This window comes from Microbulbifer maximicatervae (SeqCode), from assembly GCF_052467615.1.
Genome location: NZ_CP174319.1, coordinates 4,540,285 through 4,563,074, shown reverse-complemented (window position 1 = coordinate 4,563,074; position 22,790 = coordinate 4,540,285). Strand labels below are relative to the sequence as shown.

Here is a 22,790-nt window from a genome sequence, read left to right as displayed (position 1 = left end):
TGTGGGAACTTTAGTTTCGTTTTGCTATCTTTAAGTTTCGAAATGAAACTTATCTGCCTATGTCCAAACGTAACACCCAACAGCGCCGCCACGGTATTCTCCACTTGCTAAATGAAGTAGGAGAGACCACTGTCGAGCAATTGGCGCGGCAGTTCGGAACTTCGGAAGTTACGATTCGAAAGGATCTGACGGCAATGGAAAATCACGGCTTGTTGCTGCGCCGCCACGGTGGTGCTATCCCTGTGCCGAGGGAGTTGGTCAATGAAGAAGGGCCCTCAGGGAGCAAGCGGGCCATTGGCCGAGCCGCTGCTGAGCTGATACCGGATCACCATCGAATTGTGATCGATTACGGTCGCACCACGGCGGCAATGATTCCTGAGCTTGAAAGCAAGCGTGGCCTTGTGGTGATGACCAACTCGCTGCATGTGGCCAATGCACTGCGTGAACTTGAAAACGAACCGACGCTGTTGATGACCGGAGGCACCTGGGACCCACACTTTGAGGCCTTCCAGGGGCAGGTTGCAGAACAGGTACTGAGAGGGTACGACTTCGATCGCGCTTTTATTGGTGCCGATGGAATCGATTTGCAACGCGGCACCTGTACATTTAATGAACAAATTGGCCTATCCCGTGTAATGGCGGAAGTTGCGCGGGAAGTGGTTGTACTGGCGGAATCCAGTAAAGTGGGGAAGCGGATTCCCAATCTGGAATTGTCCTGGGAGCAGGTCGATATCCTGGTAACTGATGATGGCCTGGCGGATGCCGTGGGCCAAAAACTGGAGCAGCTGGGTATCCAGCTCATTTGTGCCGCTGAAGATGGGAGCAGAGGCTCTCAGCCTGAAATGTTAATGGGCGGCGAGACTCCCGGGTTAATGAGGAAATAATTATGTGCGGAATCGTAGGTGCGCTGGCACAGCGCAATGTGACGGGGATTCTTCTGGAAGGGCTGCGCCGCTTGGAGTATCGCGGTTACGACTCAGCCGGAGTCTGCTTAAGCAGTGGAGATGGCCAGCTGCAATTGCGCAAAAGCCTGGGCAAGGTCGCAGATTTGGAGGCCAAATTAAGTGAGGAGAGCGCCGAGGGCCATATTGGCATTGCCCATACCCGTTGGGCTACCCACGGTGTTCCCTCCGATGAAAATGCCCATCCCCATCTGTCAGGCCATATCGCTCTGGTTCACAACGGCATTATCGAAAACCATCAGGAATTGCGTTCAGAGCTTCAGGGAAAAGGTTATGAGTTTGAGTCTGAAACCGATACTGAAGTTGTGGTTCACCTTATTCACTCATTAAGTTCTGAGGGCCGCAGCCTGGTCGACTCTGTGACTGAAGCCACGCATATTCTGGAAGGTGCCTACGCCCTCGCGGTTGTTAGTCATGAAGAGCCAGAAGTTTTGGCCTGTGCACGCTCTGGTAGTCCCCTGGTCCTGGGGGTGGGTATTGAAGAGAACTTTATTGCCTCTGACCCTATGGCCCTGCGCCAGGTGACTGATCGCTTTATATTCCTCGAAGAGGGCGATGTGGCGGAAGTGCGTCGCGGTGGCATCGCAGTTCGAGACAAGTTAGGAGAGGAAGTCAGTCGCCCGGTGCACAAGCTGACCGGCGGTCATGAAGCTACCGATAAAGGGCGCTACCGCCACTTTATGCAGAAAGAGATTTTCGAGCAGCCCCAGGTGGTCGCAGCCACTCTGGCGGGCCGTATCGGTGAGCGCTCGGTGTTGGCCCAGGCCCTTGGTGCCCGCGCCCAGGAGATTTTGCCCAAGGTGCAGCAGGTACAGATAGTAGCCTGTGGCACCAGTTACCATGCGGGAATGGTAGCCCGCTATTGGCTGGAGGACTGGGCCGGTATTCCCTGCTCGGTGGAGGTGGCCAGTGAACTGCGCTACCGCAAGAAAGTGGTGCGCCCGGGAACCCTGTTTGTGAGTATTTCCCAATCCGGGGAAACTGCCGATACCCTCGCCGCCCTGCGCCAGGGCAAGGACCTGGGCTACCTGGCCTCCATGACCATCTGCAATGTGCCCAACAGTTCATTGGTGCGAGAATCTGAGCTATCGCTAATGACTGAGGCGGGCCCTGAGATTGGTGTGGCCTCGACCAAGGCCTTTACGACCCAATTGGTAGCATTACAACTGTTCTGTATCGCCCTCGCCAAGGTCAACGGCCTGTCGGCGGAGCGTGAAGCCGAGCTGGTCAGTGCCTTGCACCAGTTACCTGAGCTAATGGAGAGTTTTACCGGTCTGGATAAGGTGGTTAAAAACACCAGCAAGGCCTTTGCAGAGAAGAACCACGCGCTTTTCTTAGGGCGTGGTGTCGAATTCCCCATTGCTCTGGAGGGCGCTCTAAAGCTGAAGGAAATTTCCTATATCCACGCGGAGGCCTATCCCGCCGGCGAATTGAAGCATGGCCCCCTGGCACTGGTGGACGGCGATATGCCCGTGGTTGTCGTTGCCCCCAATGATGAGCTGCTGGAAAAACTCAAATCCAATTTGCAGGAAGTGCGTGCACGGGGTGGGCAACTGTTTGTTTTCGCCAGCCCCAAGGCCGGATTTACCAGTGAAGAAGGTATTACCGTGGTGGAAGTTCCAGATTCCCCAGAGAGTCTGGCGCCGATTCTCTACACCGTGCCGCTGCAGCTATTGAGTTACCATGTGGCGTTGCTGAAAGGTACTGATGTGGATCAACCCAGAAACCTGGCTAAATCAGTCACGGTTGAATAACTGTTCACCTGCCGCAAAAGGTTTATGCACAAGCGAGTAAAGCTGTGTGAATTTACTACCTCTGATAGCGTCACCCTGCGCTATCTAGAGGCCGGCAGCGGCCCCATATTATTGATGCTACACGGCTGGTCCCAGGGGGCGGTGTTGTATAAACATCAGCTTGCTGGGCTCAGCGATCAGTTTCGTGTGATCGCGCTGGATATGCGTGGTCATGGTCAGTCTGACAAGCCCAATCATGGCTATCGAATTTCCCGCCTCGCCAAGGACTTGCAAGAGCTGATCTCAAGTCTGCAACAGGAACCCCTTCATTTACTCGGCCACTCCGCCGGCTGCTCGGTGATATGGAGCTACCTGGAAATGTTTGGTGGGGATAGGGTCAGTGCACTAGTGCTAATCGATGAACCCCCCTGTCTACTGGCAGATCCCGCCTGGAGTGAAGCGGAGCGATTGGCAGCTGGAGGCATACTGACCCCGGAGAGCCTCTTCCAGTTTGTGGATAACTTGGTTGGAAAAAAAGGTGCTGAGGCCACCCGCCAAATTCTTATGTCTATGGTCACGCCTTTAATGGGGAAAACCCAACGGGATGAGCTGGTTGCGGTTAACCTGCAGTGTCCCCGTCGCTGGGCTGCAAAGCTTTTTGTGGATAACGTAACAAAGGACTGGCGGGATTTTATCCCCAGGATTGATAAGCCGACGCTAGTGGCTTTCGGTCGTGCCAGTCCACACCCAGTAGAGTGCCAGCAGTGGATTCACCAGCAAGTTGCGGGTTCCAGGCTTGAGATCTTTGATGTGGCGGAAGGAGGAAGCCATTTCCTGTTTCTGGAAGCAGCGCAAAGATTTAATGCCTTGGTGAGTAAATTTCTTCTCAAGTTTTCCACAGATAGCCATTTCCCCGTTCCCTAGTTCAGCTTTGTGGATAACTGTGGATAGAGTTATCCATAGTTACTGGAATTTAAAAAAATAATTGAAACAGCTTCTGCGAGAAGGCAGTTTTTCCTGTGGATATTCCTTTTTAAGATACCTTCACACTAGTTACCCCATTTGGAAAAGGATAAAACTGATGATGAAGGCCGTCGGTTATCAACAGTCTCTGCCAAGCAGTGATAAAGAAGCGCTACAGGATATAACCCTCCCCATACCGCAAGTCTCCGGCCAGGATCTGCTTGTAGAAGTACAGGCCGTTTCAGTTAACCCGGTAGATACTAAGGTGAGGCAGCGGGCCAGCCCGGATACCGGTCAGTGGAAGGTACTTGGCTGGGATGCTGTGGGCATAGTGAAAGCGGTAGGCCCGGAAGCGGGACTCTTTAAGGTTGGCGATAGGGTTTGGTATGCGGGCGATATCTCCCGTTCGGGCAGCAATGCCCAGTACCAGCTGGTGGATGAGAGAATCGTTGGTACTGCCCCCAAGACGGTTGGCTGTGCCGAGGCAGCGGCGCTGCCTCTCACTGCGATTACCGCTTGGGAAATGCTATTCGACCGCCTGCAAGTTGCGGTGGGTAAAGGGGCAAACAACAAGTCACTGCTGATCATTGGTGCCGCTGGTGGCGTAGGTTCGATTATGGTCCAGTTGGCCCGTCGTCTGACCAATTTGACTGTGATAGGTACTGCCTCCCGCCCCGAAACCAAAAGCTGGCTTGAAGAGCTTGGAAGCCACCATGTGATCAATCATCGGCAGTCTCTTAGCGAACAGTTAAGTCGCGAGGGTATCGATGGCGTCGACTATGTTGTTAGCCTCACTAATACCGAAGAGCACTTGACGGAAATTATCAAAAGTATCAGACCTCAAGGCAAGTTTGGTTTGATTGACGACCCCGCCTCCTTGGATGTTATGGCACTGAAGCAGAAGAGTCTGTCCCTGCACTGGGAGTTTATGTTTACTCGCGCGCTGTTTTCTACCGAGGATATGGTTGCCCAGCATGTTCTGTTGAATGAACTTGCGGAATTAATTGACCAGGGATTAATTAAAACCACTATGGGGCAGAATTTTGGGAAAATAAATGCAAATAACCTTTTAAAAGCACATCAGCTTATCGAATCCCAGGCTGTAAAAGGAAAGATAGTCCTGGAAGGTTTTTGATAGAGTAAACTCTCTCCTACTCAGAGTCATATCTATGACATCTGGGTGGGAATTTACTTTGAGTAAACAGTCCTAATTATTCAGTAAAAGAAACTAAGTGCAAGATACTAATTTTTCATTATTTGGCAGTAAATTTTTGCTTATATTTCTACCGCGCGAAAATAAACTGATAGAAAAGACATCAAAGTCACTTTTATATTTTTCCGCATTAAGCAGTCACCATTTTATTAAGTTATTAATCCTCGCATAGAAAATAAAAGTCATGCTATAACCATGCCTCGGCATTTTCCAAAGATGAGAGGGCCGCTAGGTGGCTACAACAGAAAAAAATAAAACAAAAACCGGTATTGATGCTGCTGTTATGAATGGCGACATCAATATGTTGCTTGGCGAGCCAACCCAGCCGCCAGAACAAGTTCGTGAAGAGCGTAAGAGGAAGCTGACGGCGGCTTTTCGGCTGTTTGGAAAATTTGGTTTTGATGAAGGCGTAGCCGGTCATATCACTGTCCGTGACCCGGAATATGACGATCATTTTTGGGTCAACCCCATGGGGGTTTCCTTTAAACAGATGACGATGTCACAACTGTTGCTGGTCAATCATCAAGGAGAGGTGGTTGAGGGGGATGGTTACCTTAATGGCGCAGCCTTTACTATTCATTCTCACATCCATAAAACCCGCCCGGATGTGGTAGCCGCTGCGCACGCTCATTCCCTTTATGGGAAAAGTTGGTCTACTCTCGGGCGCCTTCTGGATCCCATTACCCAGGATGCTTGTGCCTTTTATCAGGACCACGGTTTGTTGGATACTTTTTCCGGCGTGGTATTGGAAATGGGAGAAGGTGCGGCCCTTGCTAAAGCCTTGGGTAACCACAAAGCACTGATATTGCAGAATCACGGCTTACTGACGGTGGGTAAATCCGTTGATGAAGCTGCCTGGTGGTATATCACTATGGAAAAAAGCTGCCAGGCTCAGTTACTGGCGGAAGCAGCTGGGCAGCCTATTTTGATCGATCCAGAGGTGGCAATACGAACCCGGGCGGTTGTGGGAACTGAACTGGCGGGATTATTTAGCTTTCAGCCTCTTTACAATGTAATTACAAAAGAACAGCCGGATATGTTTGAGTAAAGAAACTCCAAAAACTCTGCCAAATTTGCAGAGTAATTTTTTGGAGCGCTGCAAAGCGCCGGCACTTTTTCTCAGAATTTATTCCCTGTTTTCTATTCTCGCATAAACTTCCTGATATTGAGTGAGCAGCAATAGTTGCTCGATAGAGATCTATTTCAATAAGGCGTCACAGGGAACTGTAGCGAGTAATGCACTATCTGGTTATTGCGCTGGTGCTGTTGTTAGTTGTGGCCATTACCCTGGTTATTGCGCGCCTGTTGCCTTTACCTATTCCACTGCCTCTATTGCAAATTGCTGCGGGAGCAATACTGGGTAGCTTTTTGGGAATAGAAATACCCCTCGAGCCAGAAATTTTTTTCCTGCTGTTTGTTCCGCCCTTATTGTTTATTGCCGGTTGGCGAATACCGAAAGGCGCCCTGTTTCGTGATATCGGTGCCATTGTTACCTTGGCTATTGGCTTGGTGCTTTTTACCGTTGTGGGTATGGGATATTTTATTTCCTGGTTGGTGCCTGTCATGCCACTGGCGGTGGCTTTTGCAGTAGCGGCAATTTTGGCACCGACCGATCCCGTGGCGGTATCGGTGGTCCACGGTGGAACTTCTATGCCACCACGGCTGGAGCATATCCTCGCCGGAGAGTCCCTGTTTAATGATGCCTCGGGATTGGATATTTTCCGTTTTGCAGTGATTGCTGCCCTCACCGGGACCTTTTCATTTCCCCACGCACTGGCTGGTTTTTTCTGGGTCGCTATCGGCGGTGTGGTTATTGGTGCTGGAGCGGCATTTGCCTGTGGATATATTTTGCGTCTGCTGGTCAGAATTGGCGGTGAGGACACTACTGTACAAGTTCTAGTGAGCTTATTAGTGCCCTTTGCGGCATATATCGCCGCCCATACTTTACAGGTATCGGGTATTTTGGCGGCTGCCAGTGCTGGAATTGCGACTCACTATACCACCTTACACGGCGCGGAAATGTCGACTACACGGATGGACCGCCGTGCAGTATGGAAAACAGTACAAGCAGTTCTTGACGGTATTATTTTTGTTTTGTTGGGAGAGCAATTGGTTCGAATTACCGGAGCGGATTTCTCCGGCGCGCGCCACACTGGTGACTTAACAATTATTTTTTATGTCCTGGCAATATTTGTTGTACTACTTCTCCTGAGATTTGTGTGGGTATGGGTCTCCCTATATCTCTCACGTTTTGGGCAGAAAGTAGAATCTTTTGGTACCCATTTTTTATTGGTTAGCGTGTTGACCATCGCCGGGGTAAGAGGGGCGATTACATTGGCGGGAGCCTTTTCCCTTCCCCTCGCTATGACAGATGGAAAGCCGTTGCCCGGCCGTGATTTAGCCCTGATTATTGCAATGGGCGTTATCTTGCTTTCCTTATTGCTGGCAAGTTTTTTATTGCCTGTTCTATTGCGCCGTTTACCCGAAGCCCCCAATTTTGCCGCTATTGGTGATGAAAAAGGTGCGCGAATATCTGCTGCCACAGCGGCAGTGAATCAGCTGATGAATATGCGTCATGATATTGATCGAGGCGAAAAAGATCGCGATCTTGCTTTTGAGGCGGTGGATCACCTTTTGGCGATTTATCGGCGGCGCATAACCCTAGGAGAAGATGAAAGCGAGGATATTATCTGGATGCGTTCCAGGGTTGAGCGTCATTATCACCTTGCCGCACTTTCTGCTGAGCGCGAACAACTGTTGGAATTGCGAGTCTCCAGGAAGATTGATGATGAACTCCACCGCAAATTGGTTTTGGAGGTTGATCTGGTAGAGGCGAGCTTAATTAATAAAGAATAAATTTTCTCTTGTAATAGACACGCTTAAATTGGTGAAAACTTGATATGGAGTTTGTAGAGCTGTGTTCAGTTAATGGGGTTTCCCTTTTTCAGAAAAGAAAAATAGACAGTCCCCAGCGCGAGCCCCTGGGTAATTACTCAATCCCCTATCCCGCCAAGCAGGTGCAGTTCCGGGAGTTTAGTGAGGGACAGCGTTTTGATTGGCACTGTGCCCCGCAGGCGCAGTTTATTCTTTATCTTGAAGGCAGGGTGAAGCTCACAACCAGCTCCGGTGAACAATATACCTTTGCTCCCGGAGATATCTTATTAGCCAATGATTTGCACGGAGAGGGACATATCAGCGAGAGTCTGAGTCCTGGCAGGGCTGCCATTGTCGTGCTTAATGACAACCCCTAGGGCCAATAACCGGCTTACTGTTTTTCCATCTCGGGCTTGGCTTCTTCCCAGTAGTGATCCAGATGCAGGTCCTTGTCGCGGCGGTCTTGTTGTAACGCCTGTAAAAGCTGCTCGCGATAGATTCGGCTTTGTGCAATATGCTGGGACTCATCGCGCCAGTAGGGGAAAAGTGCCTCCAGCATACGCTGGTCGTGCTGCTTGAACTTCAAGGCGGCGCGGCGCGCCTGTATGGGACTGAGCCCCAATAGTTCCAGCGCCTTTTCGCCGATGGTCAGGGCCGAGTCCACGGTCTCGCGGAAGATATAGCGGACCCCGGCTTCCATCAAAGCATATTGGTGCATACGGTTGCGGGCCCGGGCGAGGATGGTCACATTGGGGAAGTGTTTTTGCAGCTGGGCCACAATTTCCAAACAGGCGGCCTGGTCGCTCAAGGTCAGGATAACCAGCTTTGCATTTTGGGCTCCGGCGGCGCGCAGTAGATCCTCTCGCGAGGCATCTCCGTAGTAAGCCTTGATACCATAGCGGCGCACCAGGTCCAGTTGTTCTGCATTGCGTTCGAGTAAAGTGGTATTGAAACCGCAGGCATTTAGAAGTCGCCCGGCGATCTGCCCGAAGCGCCCGTAACCAATAATGATTACCGGAGAGCCGGAATCCACAGGCGGTGATGTATCTATGTTGGCGGGAACCTCTGGGCCGGTGACAAACCGCGGCTGGATAAACTGTTCGTAGATCAGCAGCAGCACTGGTGTCAGGGCCATGGTCAGAGCAATTTGAGCTACTAACAGGTTGCCGATGTCCGCACTCAGGACCTGAAGCTGGGTAGAGAACGCTACCAATACAAAACCGAATTCACCGGCTTGCGCCAATGACAGAGCGAACAACCAATCCTCGCCCTTTGACATTCGCAAGGTGCGCGCCAGGGCAAACAGCACGGTAAATTTAACCAGCACCAACGCCAATGCTAATCCGATAAGCACCAGCGGGTTGTCCGCGATCAGGGAGAAATTCAGGCTGGCACCCACGGCGATAAAGAAGAGACCCAACAGCAGGCCCTTAAAAGGCTGTATATCCGCTTCCAGCTCATGGCGGAACTCGCTCTCGGCCAGCAGTACCCCGGCGAGGAAAGTACCCAGTGCCGGCGATAGGTCCAGCCAGGTCATTACCGCAGCTGCGGCAAATACGATCAGTAGCGCGCTCACGGTAAACAGTTCGCGCACTTGGCTGCCTGCCATTAGACGTAGTAAGGGACCGAGGAGGTAACGTCCGGCGAAAATAAAAGCCAGCATGGTGCCGATAACTGCCGATGCGTAATACCAACCACTCAAGCCACTTTCATGGGGGCTGGCAGCGGTACCTGCCAGCAGTGGCAATAGCGCGAGGATGGGAATAACAGCGATATCCTGGAACAAAAGTACCGCAAATGCAGCGCGCCCGCCCTGGCTTTTCAGCAGGCCCTTTTCACTGAGGGATTGCAATACAATCGCAGTTGAGGATAGTGCCAGGATCAGCCCAATAGCTACCGATGAGCGCCAATCCATCTCAGAAAAGGCGAGAACCAATCCAGCGATGGCCGCAGCGGAAAACAGTAGTTGGGCACTGCCGGTGCCGAGGATAGCACCGCGCATTTTCCACAATTTCTTCGGCTGCAGCTCCAGGCCGATCAGGAACAGCATGAGTGCAACACCAAACTCGGCAACGTGCATTTCATCGCTGGCATCGCCGACCAGGCCTAGGGCACTTGGGCCAATGGCCACACCGGCGAGTAAGTAACCGAGGACTGAGCCCAAGCCCAGGCGTGTGGCAATGGGTACCGCAATCACTGCGGCAGCCATGAAAATTACTGCCTCAATAAGGAAGCCGGAGTGTTCCATTTAATCGTTATCGCTATTTGGCTGTCGGTTGCTGGGGCTCGTCGCGTTCGGGCTCAGAAAACTCCCGGCTGCGACGAATCAATGGCGCTATGGTAGAGCCCTGTACGACGATAGAAAAGAGCACCACGCCATAGGTCATGACCACCCACAGGTAGCGAAGGTCCTGTCCCTGGACGAAGGCACTGCCGGCGGGAATAGACATCGCCAGCGCCAATGCCAGACCACCTTTCAGCCCTCCCCAGATCAAAATCCGGTTGGTATAGGGGTGGTACTTGCGGCGACTTTTTAAATACAGGAAGGGTATGCCGACAGCGAAAACCCGGGCGGTAAGAACAATGACAATGCCCACTGCCATCAGCAGGTAGTCGGAAGGGCGCAGGTCGATTGTAATCAGGAACAGGCCCACCAGCAGGAAGAGCAAACCGTTGAGGAAGTCCTCGGTGATGCTCCAGAAATTATCCAGCTCGTGTTGGCTCACCCGGGAAAAGCCGCGCTCTCGGGTAAAGTTGCCAATAATAATACCACTCACCACCATTGCCAGGGCGCCGGAGACCCCGAGTACATTGGCCAGGGAAAAACCGGCAGTGGGAATAACCATGGTCAGCATCAATTCCAGGCTGTGATCATTGGTACAACAAATAGCCCAGTGGAAAACGCCACCAATGATCAGTCCCAGCAATATGCCCCCCAGTGCCTCGATGGCGAATAGCTCAGCCACTGCCGGTACCGTAGGTTGGCCGCCTTCGAAAGCGAGTGCGTAAATCACCGCGAAGATCACGATACCGAAGCCATCGTTGAACAGGGACTCACCTTCCACCTGAATGGAAACCTGCTCCGGGGCCTTCAGGTTTTTCATAATTGCCAGTACGGCGATAGGGTCGGTGGGAGAGATCAATGCACCAAATAACAGGCAGTAAACAAAAGCCACCGGCATATTGATCAGCATCAGGAACCAGTAAAGAAGGGCCCCGACCACAAAGGTGGAAATGAGGGTACCGACAATGGCGAGAAGACCGATCTCCAGTTTCTGGTTGCGCAGCTCCAACAGATCGATATGCAAACTGCCGGCAAAAAGCAGAAACCCGAGCATTCCCTTGAGCAGAATATCCTCAAGGTTGAGCAGCGGCAGAAGCTGATCTGCCCAGGTGCGCAACTCCACCACCCCCAACTTTCCCAGGGCGGTGACCAATAGTGATAGGGCCAGGGCACCGGCGGTAATAGCGATCGTGGTTTGGGCGCGCAATACGTATTGGTTCAAGAAGCCCAGAAAAACTGATACGGCGGCAAGAAAACAAAAGGTGTAATAAACTTCCATGCCGTGTGTGGACTCCAGCGCTGAAATATTCTCGGATGGTTTAATGCCATTTTGGGGAGCGCCCCGGCGGCAATTTATATGATGGTGAGTGTGCCGTTATTGTAGTCGTGCAGAGGCTGCTCGATTTCCCTTGGAGTGGATCTAGGGCAACAGGATTACACCGGGGCGGGCCGCGCAGGCACAAGCGGCCAACTCCCTTTTATATGGGCGCGCAATTGTAGCGGCTCTAGGGCGCCACACAACTGCATTTTTCAGTTTTGCGCTCAAACGGATCGACTTCCCCTACCCACTAAAATTCATTAATGCCTTAGCTTTTTAAACATTACGTCATTACTTTCTAACTGCCAATTAGTAGATTCCTACTGACTATTGAAAATAAAAAGGATGATTATCACGCCAATCTAGTGGTTTTTATCCCTCCTGAGTAAAGGCAGCTACCGACTATCTCATGAATTTTCACGACAGTGTCTACACTGGTTGATAGTCCATACCCATAAATGCGCAATTGAGGAAGTAGTAGTGAAGCATTCGATGTTGTGCGACACCTCAAAGCTGATCGGTCGGGTACTGATGTCGCTGATCTTTATATTTGCCGGCTGGAATAAAATTGGCGGCTACGAAATGACAGAGGCCTTTATGGTTTCCATGGGGATACCCGGCTTCATTTTGCCCCTAGTCATCGTTATTGAGTTGGTGGGAGGACTCGCGGTGTTACTGGGGATATTCACCCGGATTTCTGCTTTTGTCCTTTTCCTGTTCTGTCTCGCTTCGGCCTTCCTGGTACACCTGTCCCCTGGTGATGCAACAGAAATGACCAGCTTTATGAAAAATATCACGATTGCCGGTGGTTTCCTGATTCTGACCTGTGCCGGTGCCGGTCGCTTTAGCCTGGACCATTGGATACGCGGTAAGTAGATTTCAGCAACAGTTGTAGAGAGGAATTGAAGCCAGTTTCAGTCGAGCTTCAGTGGGGAGAAATTAGCCGGGCCTATACTGCCTGGATACAGGTAATGACTCTACAGGATTACCATGAAGCTTTTTTATGCACCAGGTGTTTGCTCTCTATCGCCTCATATTGTCGCTTGTGAAGCAGGGATCAATCTGGGCCTGCAAAAGGTCAATCTAAAAACCCATGAGCTGGAAAACGGCGACGACTTTACAAGGATTAGTCCTAAAGGGTACGTGCCGGCACTGCAACTGGAAGGCGGAGAAGTACTGACAGAAGGTCCGGCAATCGTCCAGTTTTTGGCGGAGCAAAAGCCCGACGCGCAACTGGCGCCACCAGTGGGCACCCTGGCCCATTACCGGCTTCTCGAATGGCTCAACTTCCTCAGTGCTGAAGTCCACAAGCTATTCAAACCACTGTTTTGGCATGGTACAGAAGAAGAACAGGAGGATTCCCGGGTTAGGCTTATCCGCTGGTTTGACTATATCGAAGGACAGCTTGATAAAGACTACTTAATGGGAGACGGTTTCACGGTTGCCGATGCCTACCTGTATGTTCTCTCTCGCTGGCTGAAACATCAGCAGTTTGATATGCCCCGGTGGCCCCGGCTTCAAGCATTCCAAAAGAGAATGGAAGAAAGGCCCGCAGTGCAGCGGGCGCTTCAGGAGGAAAGTTTAGAGCCGGTGTAAAGAGCTGTCGTTAACGCGGGGTAAAGCGCCGGGTCGCAGGGATATCGGACTCGATCGGTTGGCGAACCTTCGCGACAAATAGTGCAGAGAGTAGTGCCACAAAAGCACAGCCCGCCATAGATCCTGCAATAGGTGTCAGGGTTCCGGTGTGCAGGCTGCTCGCCAGTCCACCCAGTATCCCCCCGGTAATAAACAGAGCGGCGCCGTATAGCGCGTTGGCACTACCGCTGATTTTGGGGAAGAACTCCAAATAACAGGCGGCGGCATTGGGGCCGGTAATACCGATACAGCTCATCACCAGTACCAGGGGAATCATCCACAGGGTCAGTTCTTTGACTCCCGTCATAGTTCCCAGCAGCAGCAGGCCGCAACCCAACAGCTGCAACACAATACCCGCCAGCAGGATATTGCGCGGCTCAAAAAAGTTCAGTAAGCGGATATTCACCTGAACCATGCAAATTAGCCCGAGCACGCAGATACCAAAAAACAGTGGGAACTGATTCGCGCTAACACCGAAGTAATCCATAAACACAAAGGGCGCGGTGGTGATGTAGATAAACATCGAACCGCTGACACAGGCCTGTGCAATCAGGAACCCAATAGCGCGGGGATTGCGCAAAACCTGGCCGTAGCTGCCCACGAGAGACTTTAGCGGCATCATCTGGCGGCGTGCGCGGGTAAAGCGGGAGACGGTCTCTGGTAGCAGCAACTGTACTAGTACGAGCATTGCAAGAGCGTACAGTAACAAAAAGACGAAAATACTTTGCCAGCCGCCAACGGCTAGTAGTGCAGAGCCGATCACCGGGGCGATCAGCGGTGCAATCAGCATGATGGTGCTAATCAGGGAAATAATTTTTGCCGCCTCGCGGCCACTGTGTAGGTCGCGCACAATTGCAGCACAGATTACTGTGGCAAAGCCGCCGCCAACTGCCTGGCAGAAGCGCAGGATAATCAGTTGGTCTACATGGTCGGTAAACAGGACTAACAGGGAGCTGGCTATATAGATACTGAGGCCGATAGTTCCTACAAGGCGCCGTCCCCAGCGATCTGATAATGGTCCGCCAAACAGTTGTCCGAGGGCAAAGCCCAGCAGAAAACTGGACACTGAGTACTGCATCCGCTCGACTTCTGTATCCAGGGCCGCCGCCATCGCCGGAATGGCCGGCAGGTAGCTGTCGATGGAAAAAGGTGTCAGAGAAACGAGTGCGGCCAGCCACACCACTAGCCAGCGCGGGGCTTTCTCGTCCGGGTTAGAAGCGATGGATGTCATTATGTTGCTCAGGTACAGCCTGGAAGGATCTTCCCGGCAAAGCCCAATTGGCGGGAAATGGCTTTGGTAGAAACGGGCGGGCCCATTGTCCCTTGCCCGCTTTGGATATCAGGGAGTTTAGTGCTTGTCTTCCCGCAATGTGTACAGTCCCTGTTTCAGTTTCAACAGGTGCTCCTGTAGCTGAGGACCTTTGCGCTGGGCTACGCCGATAGCGAGAACATCGATTACCACCAGGTGGGCGATGCGCGAGGACAGCGGCGTATAGATCTCAATATCCTCTTCCACATCCACTTCCAGTGGGATGCTGGCTTGCTGTGCTACCGGCGAGCCGCTGGGTGCCAAACCAACCACCAGAGCGCCCTGCTCTTTTGCCATGCTCATGGAGCGAAGTAACGCCTTGGTGCGACCGCTCTGGGAGATAGCTACTACTACATCCCCCGCTTGCATGGACATGGCTGACATATTCTGGATGTGGTGGTCCGAGTGAGCAGCGGTGGCCAACTGTAGGCGGAAGAACTTGTGCTGGGCATCGGCGGCGACGGCACCGGAGGCACCAAAACCGAAGAATTCCACCCGCTTGGAAGCGGCCATCGCAGTGACAGCGGCCTCGAGGGCACGGTCGTCAATTCTATCGCGGACTTTCAGCAGGGTATCCACCGTGGAGTCGAAAACCTTGCGCTTGTACTCGGCAATGGTATCCGTTTCCGTAACCGCAATCTGGCCGAAGCTGGGGCTGGAAGCCAGCTGCTGCGCCAGGTTCAGCTTGAACTCCTGGAATCCGGAGCAGCCCACGGCGCGGCAAAAGCGCACCACGGTCGGTTCACTAACCTGGGCTTCAGTGGCCAGGTCGACGATGCGCATATGAATGATTTCATCGGGGTTGGCGAGAATATACTCCGCCACCTTGCGCTCTGATTTGCGCATGGATGACAGTTGTTCACTGATTCGTTGCGTTACTTCCGCCGGTTTCACAGGACTTCCTTCTCTATGCCAGATGGCGCAGTTTAGCCGCTGTGCCCTCCGCTGGCGAGCGACATTACATTGTCAGGCAGGGCAAAATCCTGTTTATTTACACAGGTCTTGTGCATCAGCTCTGGTACAATCTTCGCCCATGGACGTATCTCAGATTTTAGACCCCCTCAACGACGCCCAGCGCGAAGCAGTAGCTGCCGCGCCCGGCAATCAATTGGTTCTGGCCGGTGCCGGCTCGGGCAAGACCCGGGTGCTGGTACACCGCATCGCCTGGCTGATGCAGGTGGAGGGCGCCTCGCCCTACTCCATTATGGCGGTAACCTTTACCAACAAGGCGGCCCGCGAGATGCGCGCCCGTATCGAAGAGCTGCTGGGGGTGAATACCTTTGGCATGTGGGTGGGCACCTTCCACGGCCTGGCTCACCGCCTGCTCAAGGCTCACTGGCAAGAAGCCAAGTTGCCGCAGAACTTCCAGATCCTGGATTCCGACGACCAGCTACGCCTGATCAAGCGGGTACAGGCAGATCTGGGGCTGGATGATAAAAAGTGGTCACCGCGTGAAACCCAGTGGTGGATTGGCGCGCAGAAAGATGAAGGTCTGCGTCCGCAATATATCAATGCCGGCGCCGATCCCTGGTTGCAGACCATGGTGCGAATCTATTTCGCCTATGAAGAGGCCTGTCAGCGCGGTGGATTGGTGGATTTCGGCGAGCTGCTGCTGCGCGCCCACGAGCTCTGGCTCAATAACGACGCTATTCTGGCCCACTACCGCCGGCGCTTCCCCCATATCCTGGTGGATGAGTTCCAGGATACCAACACGATTCAATATGCCTGGTTGCGCTTACTCGCCGGTGAGCAGTGCCATATCACCGCCGTGGGTGACGATGACCAGTCTATCTACGGTTGGCGCGGTGCCAAGATCGAGAATATCCAGCACTTTTCCACAGACTTACGAGAAGTGCAGACGGTGCGACTGGAGCAGAACTACAGGTCCACCTCCACCATTCTAAATGCGGCAAATGCGGTGATCGCTAATAACAGTGGTCGCCTAGGCAAGGAGTTGTGGACCAAGGGTGAAGAGGGTGAGCCCATCGCCGTCTACGCGGCCTACAACGAACAGGATGAATCGCGCTTTATTGTCGAACGTATCAATGACTGGGTGCGCGACGGTAATCGCCGCGACAGCATCGCCATCCTCTACCGTTCCAATGCCCAATCCCGGGTACTTGAAGAGGGGCTTTTGCGCGAGCAGGTTCCCTACCGTATCTATGGCGGCCAGCGCTTCTACGAGCGCCTGGAAATCAAGAATGCCCTGTCTTATTTACGCCTGATTACCAACCGCGATGATGATACTGCGTTTGAACGGGTAGTGAATACGCCCACCCGTGGCATCGGTGCGCGCACTGTAGAGATGGTGCGTTCTTATGCCCGGGAGCAGGGCTGCTCCCTGTGGCAGGCGGCCAAGCTGATGTTGCAGCAACGGGTATTGGCTGCTCGCGCCGGCAATGCCCTGCAGAGCTTCCTGGACCTGATTAACCAGCTGGCAGCAAATGCAGAAGATAAAGAGTTGGATGCTATTGCTGAGGATGTGATCGAAAACAGCGGTTTGCTGGAGTTTCACGGCAAAGAGAAAGGCGAGAAAGGCCAAACACGGGTGGAGAACTTGCAGGAACTGGTCACTGCCTGTCGCGGCTTTACCGGTGCAGGCCTGCCCGAAGGAGAGGAAGATGAAGAGGAAATTCCGCTTCTTAACCAGTTCCTCGACAGCGCTGCCCTCGATGCCGGTGAAGGTCAGGCGGATGAGTTTGAGGATGCCGTCCAGCTGATGACCCTGCACTCCGCCAAAGGCTTGGAGTTTCCCCTGGTATTTATGGCGGGTGTGGAGGAAAACCTGTTCCCCCATAAGATGTCGGCGCAGGAGCCCGGCCGCATGGAGGAGGAGAGACGCCTCTGCTACGTGGGTATCACCCGCGCCATGCGCAAGCTATACATTACCTACGCGGAAAACCGGCGTCTGTTTGGCAGCGAAACCTATAACAGCCCTTCCCGCTTTATCGGCGAAATTCCACCTAATTTGGTGCAAGAAGTGCGCCTGAAGACCGAAATTTCCCGTCCTCTCTATCAGGCGGACTACGGCAAGGTAGGCCAGTTTTCCGACCCGGCGCCAGACTTCGATGATTTACCCCCGCTGGTCCTGGGCGGGCGAGTGGACCATGCCAAGTTTGGTGAAGGAACTGTCATTGAGTTTGAGGGAACGGGTCCTCGAATGCGGGTGCTGGTTAATTTTGACGATGTTGGCGACAAGAGGCTGATACTTTCAATGGCCAAGTTGCAGCCGCTTTAAGTGATGGCTTGAGCTGGCACTAAGCATTAAATACTGAGTGCCAGAGCATGTCGGTACTGAGAAGCATGCAGAATTGAAAGTTAGATAGTGGTGAATGGATTCCAGCGATAGCGGGAATCCATTCAAAATACCAGGGTCAGATCACAGAGGACTTCCCCTGAAGACCTAAGTTGGCGACCAAAGCGTCTGCCGATAATTTGTACAATACAAAAATAACGATAAATTAGTAGCAATGAAAAAACTCAATTGGTACCCGGCTATCATTCTCGGGCTCTTAGCCCTGCTCGCCATTACCTTCGCCGCCCTGGTAGCTTCCCGTGCAGCGATGGGCCCTGCCCAGCACTTTTCCGCAGAGGGCAATAAAGAGTTGTTCGAGTGGAAATTAGTTACTACCTGGCCCAAGAATTTCCCTGGCCTCGGCAGTGCGCCGGAGCGTTTTGCCAAGAAAGTCGAGGCGATGTCAGCCGGGCGTCTCAGGATCAAAGTGTACGGTGCCGGTGAGTTGGTACCTGCCCTGGGCGTATTTGGTGCTGTATCGGAAGGCGCCGCGCAGATGGGACACGGTGCTGCCTATTACTGGAAAGGCAAGGTGCCCGCTGCCCAGTTTTTTACTGCGGTGCCTTTTGGCTTGAATGCCCAGGAAATGAATGGTTGGTTACACCACGGTGGTGGTCTCGAACTCTGGGAGGAGATCTACGAGCCCTTTAACCTAATTCCACTTGCGGGGGGCTCCACCGGTGTGCAGATGGCGGGCTGGTTTAACAAACCGATTGAGTCGGTGAAGGATTTAAAGGGCCTAAAGATGCGTATTCCCGGCCTGGGTGGTGAGGTTTTAAACCGCGCAGGCGGCACTGCGGTGACCATTCCCGGTGGAGAACTCTATACCGCCCTCCAGACTGGAGTGATCGATGCTACCGAATGGGTGGGGCCCTACAACGATCTCGCTTTTGGTTTCCACCAGGTCGCTGAGTATTACTACTACCCCGGGTGGCATGAGCCGGGCTCTATCCTGGAATTTATCGTTAATAAAAAGGCGTTCAAAAAATTGCCTGCTGATTTGCAGGAAATAGTGCGGGTCGCCGCCCGTGAAGCTAACCAGGATATGCTGGACGAATACACGGCACGCAATAACCGGGCCCTCAAGGAGCTGGTAGAAGAGCACGGGGTAAAAGTGGAGCGCTTGCCGGAGGATGTTCTGTCTCACCTGAAGAAGATCAACAACGAAATTATGCAGGAGACGGCGCAGCAGGACCCGGAGTTTGCCCGTGTTTACAAAGCCTTTAAAGAATTTGAACGGGATGTGAAGCCCTACCACGAGATCAGTGAAGAGGCTTACTACCAGGCGAGAGAGTTAAAGGAAGATTAGCGCCCAACTACTGGGCCGATGATATTGCCGGCTGTGTTGCTCTACAGCCGGCGAACTCGAAACCTACAATCAGGGCAGCGGCCTGGTACGGCCGGCATCGTCGATAGCGACAAATACAAACTCACCCTCGGTGACCTTGACCTGCTCACCGGAATCCACCCGCGTCAGCCAAACCTCTACCATGGTGCGAATCGAGGAGCGCCCTTCTTCGATAGCCTCCGCATAGCAGCTGACTGTTGAGCCAACCGGAACCGGGCGCAGGAAAACCATGCTGCCCACTGCAACGGTTGTGACACGGCCGCGTGCCATGGTTTGTGCGAGAATGGCGCCAGCGAGGTCCATCTGCGACATCAGCCAACCGGCAAAAACATCCCCCTGCGGATTGGTATCGCGGGGCATAGCCAGGGTTTGCAGGGTTAGCGTGCCTGTGGGTTGCGGATCTTCATCGAGAGCTGACAGTGCGGACATCGGGTACTCACAGATTGTTAGAGTTATTGGTTTCCACTACTGGAATGGTGGCGCATTCTAGCACAATTTGGCCAGTAATTGACCAGAATAAATTTCGGCCTTTAGTCGACCGTAGGCGCGTTTTTGGCCGTTGGTACTGCCTCTCAGTCTATGGATGGCTCTCCACATGCGCAGATCACTGTTGCTGAACCACCCCCGGCAGCCAAGTGGCCAGGGCCGGCCATATCGCCAGCAGGCACAGCAGTAAAAGTTGGATGGCAATAAAAGGCGCTACCCCGCGATAGATGGCCGATGTGGCGACAGAACTGGGGGCCACCCCGCGCAGGTAAAAGAGAGCAAACCCAAATGGAGGCGTTAGGAAAGAGGTTTGCAAATTGATGGCAATCATAATGCCGAGCCACACCGGATCGACGCCCATTGCCAGCAGTACCGGGCCCACAATTGGTACCACTACAAAGGTGATCTCGATAAAGTCGAGGATAAAGCCCAGCAGGAATATTACCAGCATCACCAACAGGGTCGCGCCGATTACCCCTCCGGGCAGGCTGTGGAAAAATCCTGTCACCAGCTCTTCGCCGTTGTAACCGCGAAATACCAGAGAAAACAATGAGGCGCCAATCAATATGGCGAAAACCATGGCCGAGACCTGAAGTGTACTGCGGCCTATTTCCCCGGCGCGCTTAAAGCTCAGTGCTCCGCGACTGGACGCCAGTAACGCCGCCCCCAGTGCGCCGACGGCGGCCGCTTCTGTAGGGGTGGCAGCGCCAACGATGATTGATCCGAGCACAATCAGCATTAAGGCAATCGGGGGTAAAAGACTGCGAAGCAGCTGGGCCTTATCCACTTCTGGAGGCTCGCTGCTCTCCGTGGGTTTGGGGCGACGGGCAATAAATAATAGATAAATGATATAGGCGGCCACCAGCAGTAAGCCGGGAATAATTGCCCCTACAAACAGATCCCCTACGCTGACTGGCTTGGGATTGAAAATGCCTGCAGATAGTTGTGCCTGTTGATAGGCATTGGAGAGGGTGTCACCCAACAGAACCAAGGCAATAGAGGGTGGGATAATTTGCCCGAGGGTACCGGTGGCGCAGATAGTGCCGGTAGCCAGTTTGGGGGAGTAGCCATTTTTTAACATGGTGGGCAGTGACATCAGCCCCATGGTGACTACAGTTGCACCGACGATGCCAGTACTGGCGGCGAGCAGCGCGCCTACTACCACTACGGAAATGGCAAGTCCCGAGGGAGCCCCCATAAAGGCTTTGCTCAGATTAACCAATAAATCCTCAGCAATCTTGGCTCGCTCCAGTATTACCCCCATCAGCACAAATAGCGGAACGGCAACCAGAGTGCCGTTTTGCATAATGCCGTAGAGGCGATCGGGGAAAGCGCGCAGCAACTCAGCATCAAATACGCCATACACAATACCCAGGCCCGCTGATAGCAGGGCGGTACCCGCGAGGGTAAAAGCTACTGGGTAGCCGAACATAAGCAGAGCGCAGACGACTGCAAACATCAGAAAGGGGATTAGCTCAATCACACTTCGGCCCCTTCTACCTGCTTCAGTACTGCTTTTGACGACGACATTGGAATGGACTGTTGTTGGGGCAGCATCAATTGCACCAGGGCGCGAATAAACTGGGCCAGCCCCGCCAGAGCCAGGGTGACTGCGGATAGAGGAATCAGGCTCTTCAGTAAAAATACCCCAGGCAGGCCGCCGGCGTTCGCACTGTCTTCAAAAACTGACCAGCTATTCAGTACAAAGTGCCAGCTGCTTATAAATAGAAAGACGCAAAGCGGTAAGAGGAATATCAGATAGCCAATTGCATTGATCCAGGCTTTGGCCCTGGCGCTCATCTTGCGGTAGAAGACGTCCACCCGCACATGGGCATCGGTCTGTAACGCATAGGCCAGCCCCAGCATAAAGGCGGCACCGTGCAGGTAAATCACGGATTCCTGTAGGGCGATAGAACCGGTATTGAAGCCGTGGCGCATCACCACAACACAGCTTTGTAACAGGACCATGGCCCAGGTGAACCAGGACAGCAGTTGCCCGGTATGACTGGTCAGGCGCTCGAGTGCCTGCGCGCTGCACAGCAGAAAACGCATGGGGGCTTCTCTCTTTACATCTTATTGTTATTTATGTTGCTCGAAGGTTAACCCTTTGCCCGCTCTCATGCCAGCAGGGTAAAAATACAGCTGTAACCTTTTTGTAATCTTTTATTCATAGAATCGTCACCCGTTGTTCCTAGCATCGCCGCGTGAAATAAAAACACTCATCGGAGTTACACAATGAACAAGCAAATTCTGGCGACTTCTCTGGCAGCCCTGACCCTGGCAACTTCACAGGTTGCTATGGCGGCGCGCGATTACATTAGTGTTGTAGGTTCCTCTACTGTTTACCCGTTTACTACGACTGTGGCGGAGCGTTTTAGCCGCGCAACCCAGTTTAAAACTCCAGTCGTTGAGTCCACTGGTACTGGTGGTGGCATGAAGTTGTTTTGCCAGGGTGTTGGAGAAAGTACTGCGGATATCACCGGTGCCTCCCGTCGCATCAAGCAATCCGAATTGGAAATGTGTAACAGCAACGGTGTTGATGTTGTTGAAGTGCAAATCGGTTACGACGGCATCGTTCTTGCGAATGCTAAGAAAGCAGCTCCCTTTAAGCTGACTCGCAAGGACATCTTCCTGGCCCTGGCTAAGGAAGTTCCTAACCCAGACGGTTCTGAAACTCTGGTAGCCAACCCCTACAAGACCTGGAAGGACGTAAACCCAGCTCTGCCCAACACCAAAATCGAAGTTTTGGGTCCGCCCCCCACTTCCGGTACTCGCGATGCTTTTGCCGAGCTGGCAATGGAAGGTGGCTGTAAGAAGTTTGGCTGGATCAAAGCCATGAAGAAAACAGACAAGAGCGCTTATAAAGCGATCTGTCACAACGTTCGCGAAGACGGCGCTTATGTTGAGGCCGGTGAGAACGACAACCTGATCGTGAACAAGCTGGTTGCCAACCCGAACGCCCTGGGTATCTTCGGCTTTAGTTTCCTCGACCAGAATGCTGACAAGGTACAGGGCTCCCTGATCGAAGATCAGGCCCCCACTTTCGACTCCATCGCTGACCAGAGCTACCCGGTTTCCCGTCCGCTGTTTATCTACGTTAAGAAGCAGCACGCTGACGTGGTTCCCGGTGTTAAGCAGTTCCTGGCTGAATTCACCAATGAGCGCGCTTGGGGTGAAGACGGCTACCTGGCTGACAAAGGTATGATTCCTCTGCCCACCGAGAAGCGTCAAAAGATTGCTACTGATGTGCGCAAGCTGAACGCACTGAGTAATCTCGCAGCCAAGTAAAAAAATTCTGGAGTTGTACTGTCAAAGGGAATTGACGGCCAAGCTCGAAAGGGCTTGGCCGTTCTTTATAAGAAGACTCACA

General features: G+C 53.0%; 19 protein-coding genes. 12 read left to right on the top strand and 7 right to left on the bottom strand.

Features of this window, described 5'->3' with window-relative positions:
• Nucleotides 1–59 precede the first annotated feature (59 nt).
• The 7 genes from ACJJIM_RS20135 to ACJJIM_RS20105 all read left to right on the top strand — a co-directional run bounded on the left by ACJJIM_RS20135 (nt 60) and on the right by ACJJIM_RS20105 (nt 8,122).
• Nucleotides 60–884 carry a DeoR/GlpR family DNA-binding transcription regulator gene (locus ACJJIM_RS20135; RefSeq protein WP_444911822.1) on the top strand — a complete coding sequence of 275 codons (825 nt, stop codon included), beginning with the start codon at nt 60–62 and terminating at the stop codon, nt 882–884.
• Between the two features lie 2 nt (nt 885–886).
• The gene (gene glmS, locus ACJJIM_RS20130; RefSeq protein ID WP_444911821.1) at nt 887–2,716 is read left to right on the top strand and encodes a glutamine--fructose-6-phosphate transaminase (isomerizing); all 1,830 of its coding nucleotides are present in this window, start codon (nt 887–889) and stop codon (nt 2,714–2,716) included.
• Between the two features lie 24 nt (nt 2,717–2,740).
• The gene (locus tag ACJJIM_RS20125) at nt 2,741–3,619 is read left to right on the top strand and encodes an alpha/beta fold hydrolase (protein WP_444911820.1); all 879 of its coding nucleotides are present in this window, start codon (nt 2,741–2,743) and stop codon (nt 3,617–3,619) included.
• Nucleotides 3,620–3,776: 157 nt separating this feature from the next.
• On the top strand, nt 3,777–4,793 hold the full coding sequence (locus ACJJIM_RS20120; protein WP_444911819.1) for a zinc-binding alcohol dehydrogenase family protein: 1,017 nt from the start codon (nt 3,777–3,779) through the stop codon (nt 4,791–4,793).
• 310 nt (nt 4,794–5,103) lie between these two features.
• On the top strand, nt 5,104–5,919 hold the full coding sequence (locus ACJJIM_RS20115; protein ID WP_444911818.1) for a class II aldolase/adducin family protein: 816 nt from the start codon (nt 5,104–5,106) through the stop codon (nt 5,917–5,919).
• A gap of 188 nt (nt 5,920–6,107) precedes the next feature.
• Entirely contained in the window at nt 6,108–7,727 is a 1,620-nt protein-coding gene (locus tag ACJJIM_RS20110) for a Na+/H+ antiporter (protein ID WP_413663851.1), read from the top strand.
• Nucleotides 7,728–7,771: 44 nt separating this feature from the next.
• Nucleotides 7,772–8,122 carry an AraC family ligand binding domain-containing protein gene (locus tag ACJJIM_RS20105; protein WP_413663850.1) on the top strand — a complete coding sequence of 117 codons (351 nt, stop codon included), beginning with the start codon at nt 7,772–7,774 and terminating at the stop codon, nt 8,120–8,122.
• A gap of 14 nt (nt 8,123–8,136) precedes the next feature.
• Here ACJJIM_RS20105 and ACJJIM_RS20100 read toward each other — a convergent pair whose 3' ends face one another.
• Entirely contained in the window at nt 8,137–9,954 is a 1,818-nt protein-coding gene (locus ACJJIM_RS20100) for a monovalent cation:proton antiporter-2 (CPA2) family protein (protein ID WP_444911817.1), read from the bottom strand.
• A 52-nt stretch (nt 9,955–10,006) separates the two neighbouring features.
• On the bottom strand, nt 10,007–11,308 hold the full coding sequence (locus ACJJIM_RS20095) for a cation:proton antiporter (protein WP_282930598.1): 1,302 nt from the start codon (nt 11,306–11,308) through the stop codon (nt 10,007–10,009).
• Between the two features lie 519 nt (nt 11,309–11,827).
• On the opposite strand from ACJJIM_RS20095, the gene ACJJIM_RS20090 reads away from it, so the two are divergent.
• Both ACJJIM_RS20090 and gstA read left to right on the top strand, forming a co-directional pair.
• A complete protein-coding gene (locus ACJJIM_RS20090) occupies nt 11,828–12,223 on the top strand; it encodes a DoxX family protein (protein WP_413663848.1) in 396 nt (131 codons plus the stop codon).
• A gap of 114 nt (nt 12,224–12,337) precedes the next feature.
• A complete protein-coding gene (gene gstA, locus ACJJIM_RS20085) occupies nt 12,338–12,943 on the top strand; it encodes a glutathione transferase GstA (protein ID WP_413663847.1) in 606 nt (201 codons plus the stop codon).
• Between the two features lie 10 nt (nt 12,944–12,953).
• Here the strand turns inward: gstA and ACJJIM_RS20080 are convergent, their stop codons facing one another.
• Together ACJJIM_RS20080 and hexR are read right to left on the bottom strand one after the other, a co-directional pair.
• The gene (locus ACJJIM_RS20080; protein ID WP_282930601.1) at nt 12,954–14,213 is read right to left on the bottom strand and encodes a multidrug effflux MFS transporter; all 1,260 of its coding nucleotides are present in this window, start codon (nt 14,211–14,213) and stop codon (nt 12,954–12,956) included.
• A 117-nt stretch (nt 14,214–14,330) separates the two neighbouring features.
• Nucleotides 14,331–15,185, bottom strand: coding sequence for a transcriptional regulator HexR (gene hexR, locus ACJJIM_RS20075; protein ID WP_282930602.1), 855 nt, complete (start codon nt 15,183–15,185; stop codon nt 14,331–14,333).
• 139 nt (nt 15,186–15,324) lie between these two features.
• Here hexR and uvrD point away from each other — a divergent pair, with 139 nt between their 5' ends.
• Both uvrD and ACJJIM_RS20065 read left to right on the top strand, forming a co-directional pair.
• On the top strand, nt 15,325–17,529 hold the full coding sequence (gene uvrD / locus ACJJIM_RS20070; protein ID WP_282930603.1) for a DNA helicase II: 2,205 nt from the start codon (nt 15,325–15,327) through the stop codon (nt 17,527–17,529).
• Nucleotides 17,530–17,761: 232 nt separating this feature from the next.
• Entirely contained in the window at nt 17,762–18,895 is a 1,134-nt protein-coding gene (locus ACJJIM_RS20065; protein ID WP_444895641.1) for a TRAP transporter substrate-binding protein, read from the top strand.
• A gap of 69 nt (nt 18,896–18,964) precedes the next feature.
• Here ACJJIM_RS20065 and ACJJIM_RS20060 read toward each other — a convergent pair whose 3' ends face one another.
• The 3 genes from ACJJIM_RS20060 to ACJJIM_RS20050 form a co-directional block, all read right to left on the bottom strand.
• Nucleotides 18,965–19,354 carry an acyl-CoA thioesterase gene (locus ACJJIM_RS20060; RefSeq protein ID WP_108735392.1) on the bottom strand — a complete coding sequence of 130 codons (390 nt, stop codon included), beginning with the start codon at nt 19,352–19,354 and terminating at the stop codon, nt 18,965–18,967.
• Nucleotides 19,355–19,538: 184 nt separating this feature from the next.
• Nucleotides 19,539–20,903, bottom strand: coding sequence for a TRAP transporter large permease (locus ACJJIM_RS20055; RefSeq protein ID WP_413663845.1), 1,365 nt, complete (start codon nt 20,901–20,903; stop codon nt 19,539–19,541).
• Nucleotides 20,900–21,472, bottom strand: coding sequence for a TRAP transporter small permease subunit (locus tag ACJJIM_RS20050; protein WP_413663844.1), 573 nt, complete (start codon nt 21,470–21,472; stop codon nt 20,900–20,902). Before ACJJIM_RS20050 ends, ACJJIM_RS20055 begins: the two co-directional genes overlap by 4 nt.
• 183 nt (nt 21,473–21,655) lie before the next feature.
• Between ACJJIM_RS20050 and ACJJIM_RS20045 the strand changes: the two genes are divergently transcribed.
• Entirely contained in the window at nt 21,656–22,708 is a 1,053-nt protein-coding gene (locus tag ACJJIM_RS20045; RefSeq protein ID WP_282930607.1) for a PstS family phosphate ABC transporter substrate-binding protein, read from the top strand.
• Nucleotides 22,709–22,790 lie beyond the last annotated feature (82 nt).

Coding starts and splice junctions, on each gene's coding strand:
- ACJJIM_RS20120 (WP_444911819.1), top strand. CDS start 3,777: ATGATGAAGGCCGTCGGTTATCAACAGTCTCTGCCAAGCAGTGATAAA.
- glmS (WP_444911821.1), top strand. CDS start 887: ATGTGCGGAATCGTAGGTGCGCTGGCACAGCGCAATGTGACGGGGATT.
- ACJJIM_RS20045 (WP_282930607.1), top strand. CDS start 21,656: ATGAACAAGCAAATTCTGGCGACTTCTCTGGCAGCCCTGACCCTGGCA.
- uvrD (WP_282930603.1), top strand. CDS start 15,325: ATGGACGTATCTCAGATTTTAGACCCCCTCAACGACGCCCAGCGCGAA.
- ACJJIM_RS20095 (WP_282930598.1), bottom strand. CDS start 11,308: ATGGAAGTTTATTACACCTTTTGTTTTCTTGCCGCCGTATCAGTTTTT.
- ACJJIM_RS20110 (WP_413663851.1), top strand. CDS start 6,108: ATGCACTATCTGGTTATTGCGCTGGTGCTGTTGTTAGTTGTGGCCATT.
- ACJJIM_RS20080 (WP_282930601.1), bottom strand. CDS start 14,213: ATGACATCCATCGCTTCTAACCCGGACGAGAAAGCCCCGCGCTGGCTA.
- ACJJIM_RS20100 (WP_444911817.1), bottom strand. CDS start 9,954: ATGGCTGCCGCAGTGATTGCGGTACCCATTGCCACACGCCTGGGCTTG.
- ACJJIM_RS20125 (WP_444911820.1), top strand. CDS start 2,741: ATGCACAAGCGAGTAAAGCTGTGTGAATTTACTACCTCTGATAGCGTC.
- gstA (WP_413663847.1), top strand. CDS start 12,338: ATGAAGCTTTTTTATGCACCAGGTGTTTGCTCTCTATCGCCTCATATT.
- ACJJIM_RS20065 (WP_444895641.1), top strand. CDS start 17,762: ATGAAAAAACTCAATTGGTACCCGGCTATCATTCTCGGGCTCTTAGCC.
- ACJJIM_RS20105 (WP_413663850.1), top strand. CDS start 7,772: ATGGAGTTTGTAGAGCTGTGTTCAGTTAATGGGGTTTCCCTTTTTCAG.
- ACJJIM_RS20135 (WP_444911822.1), top strand. CDS start 60: ATGTCCAAACGTAACACCCAACAGCGCCGCCACGGTATTCTCCACTTG.
- ACJJIM_RS20050 (WP_413663844.1), bottom strand. CDS start 21,472: ATGCGTTTTCTGCTGTGCAGCGCGCAGGCACTCGAGCGCCTGACCAGT.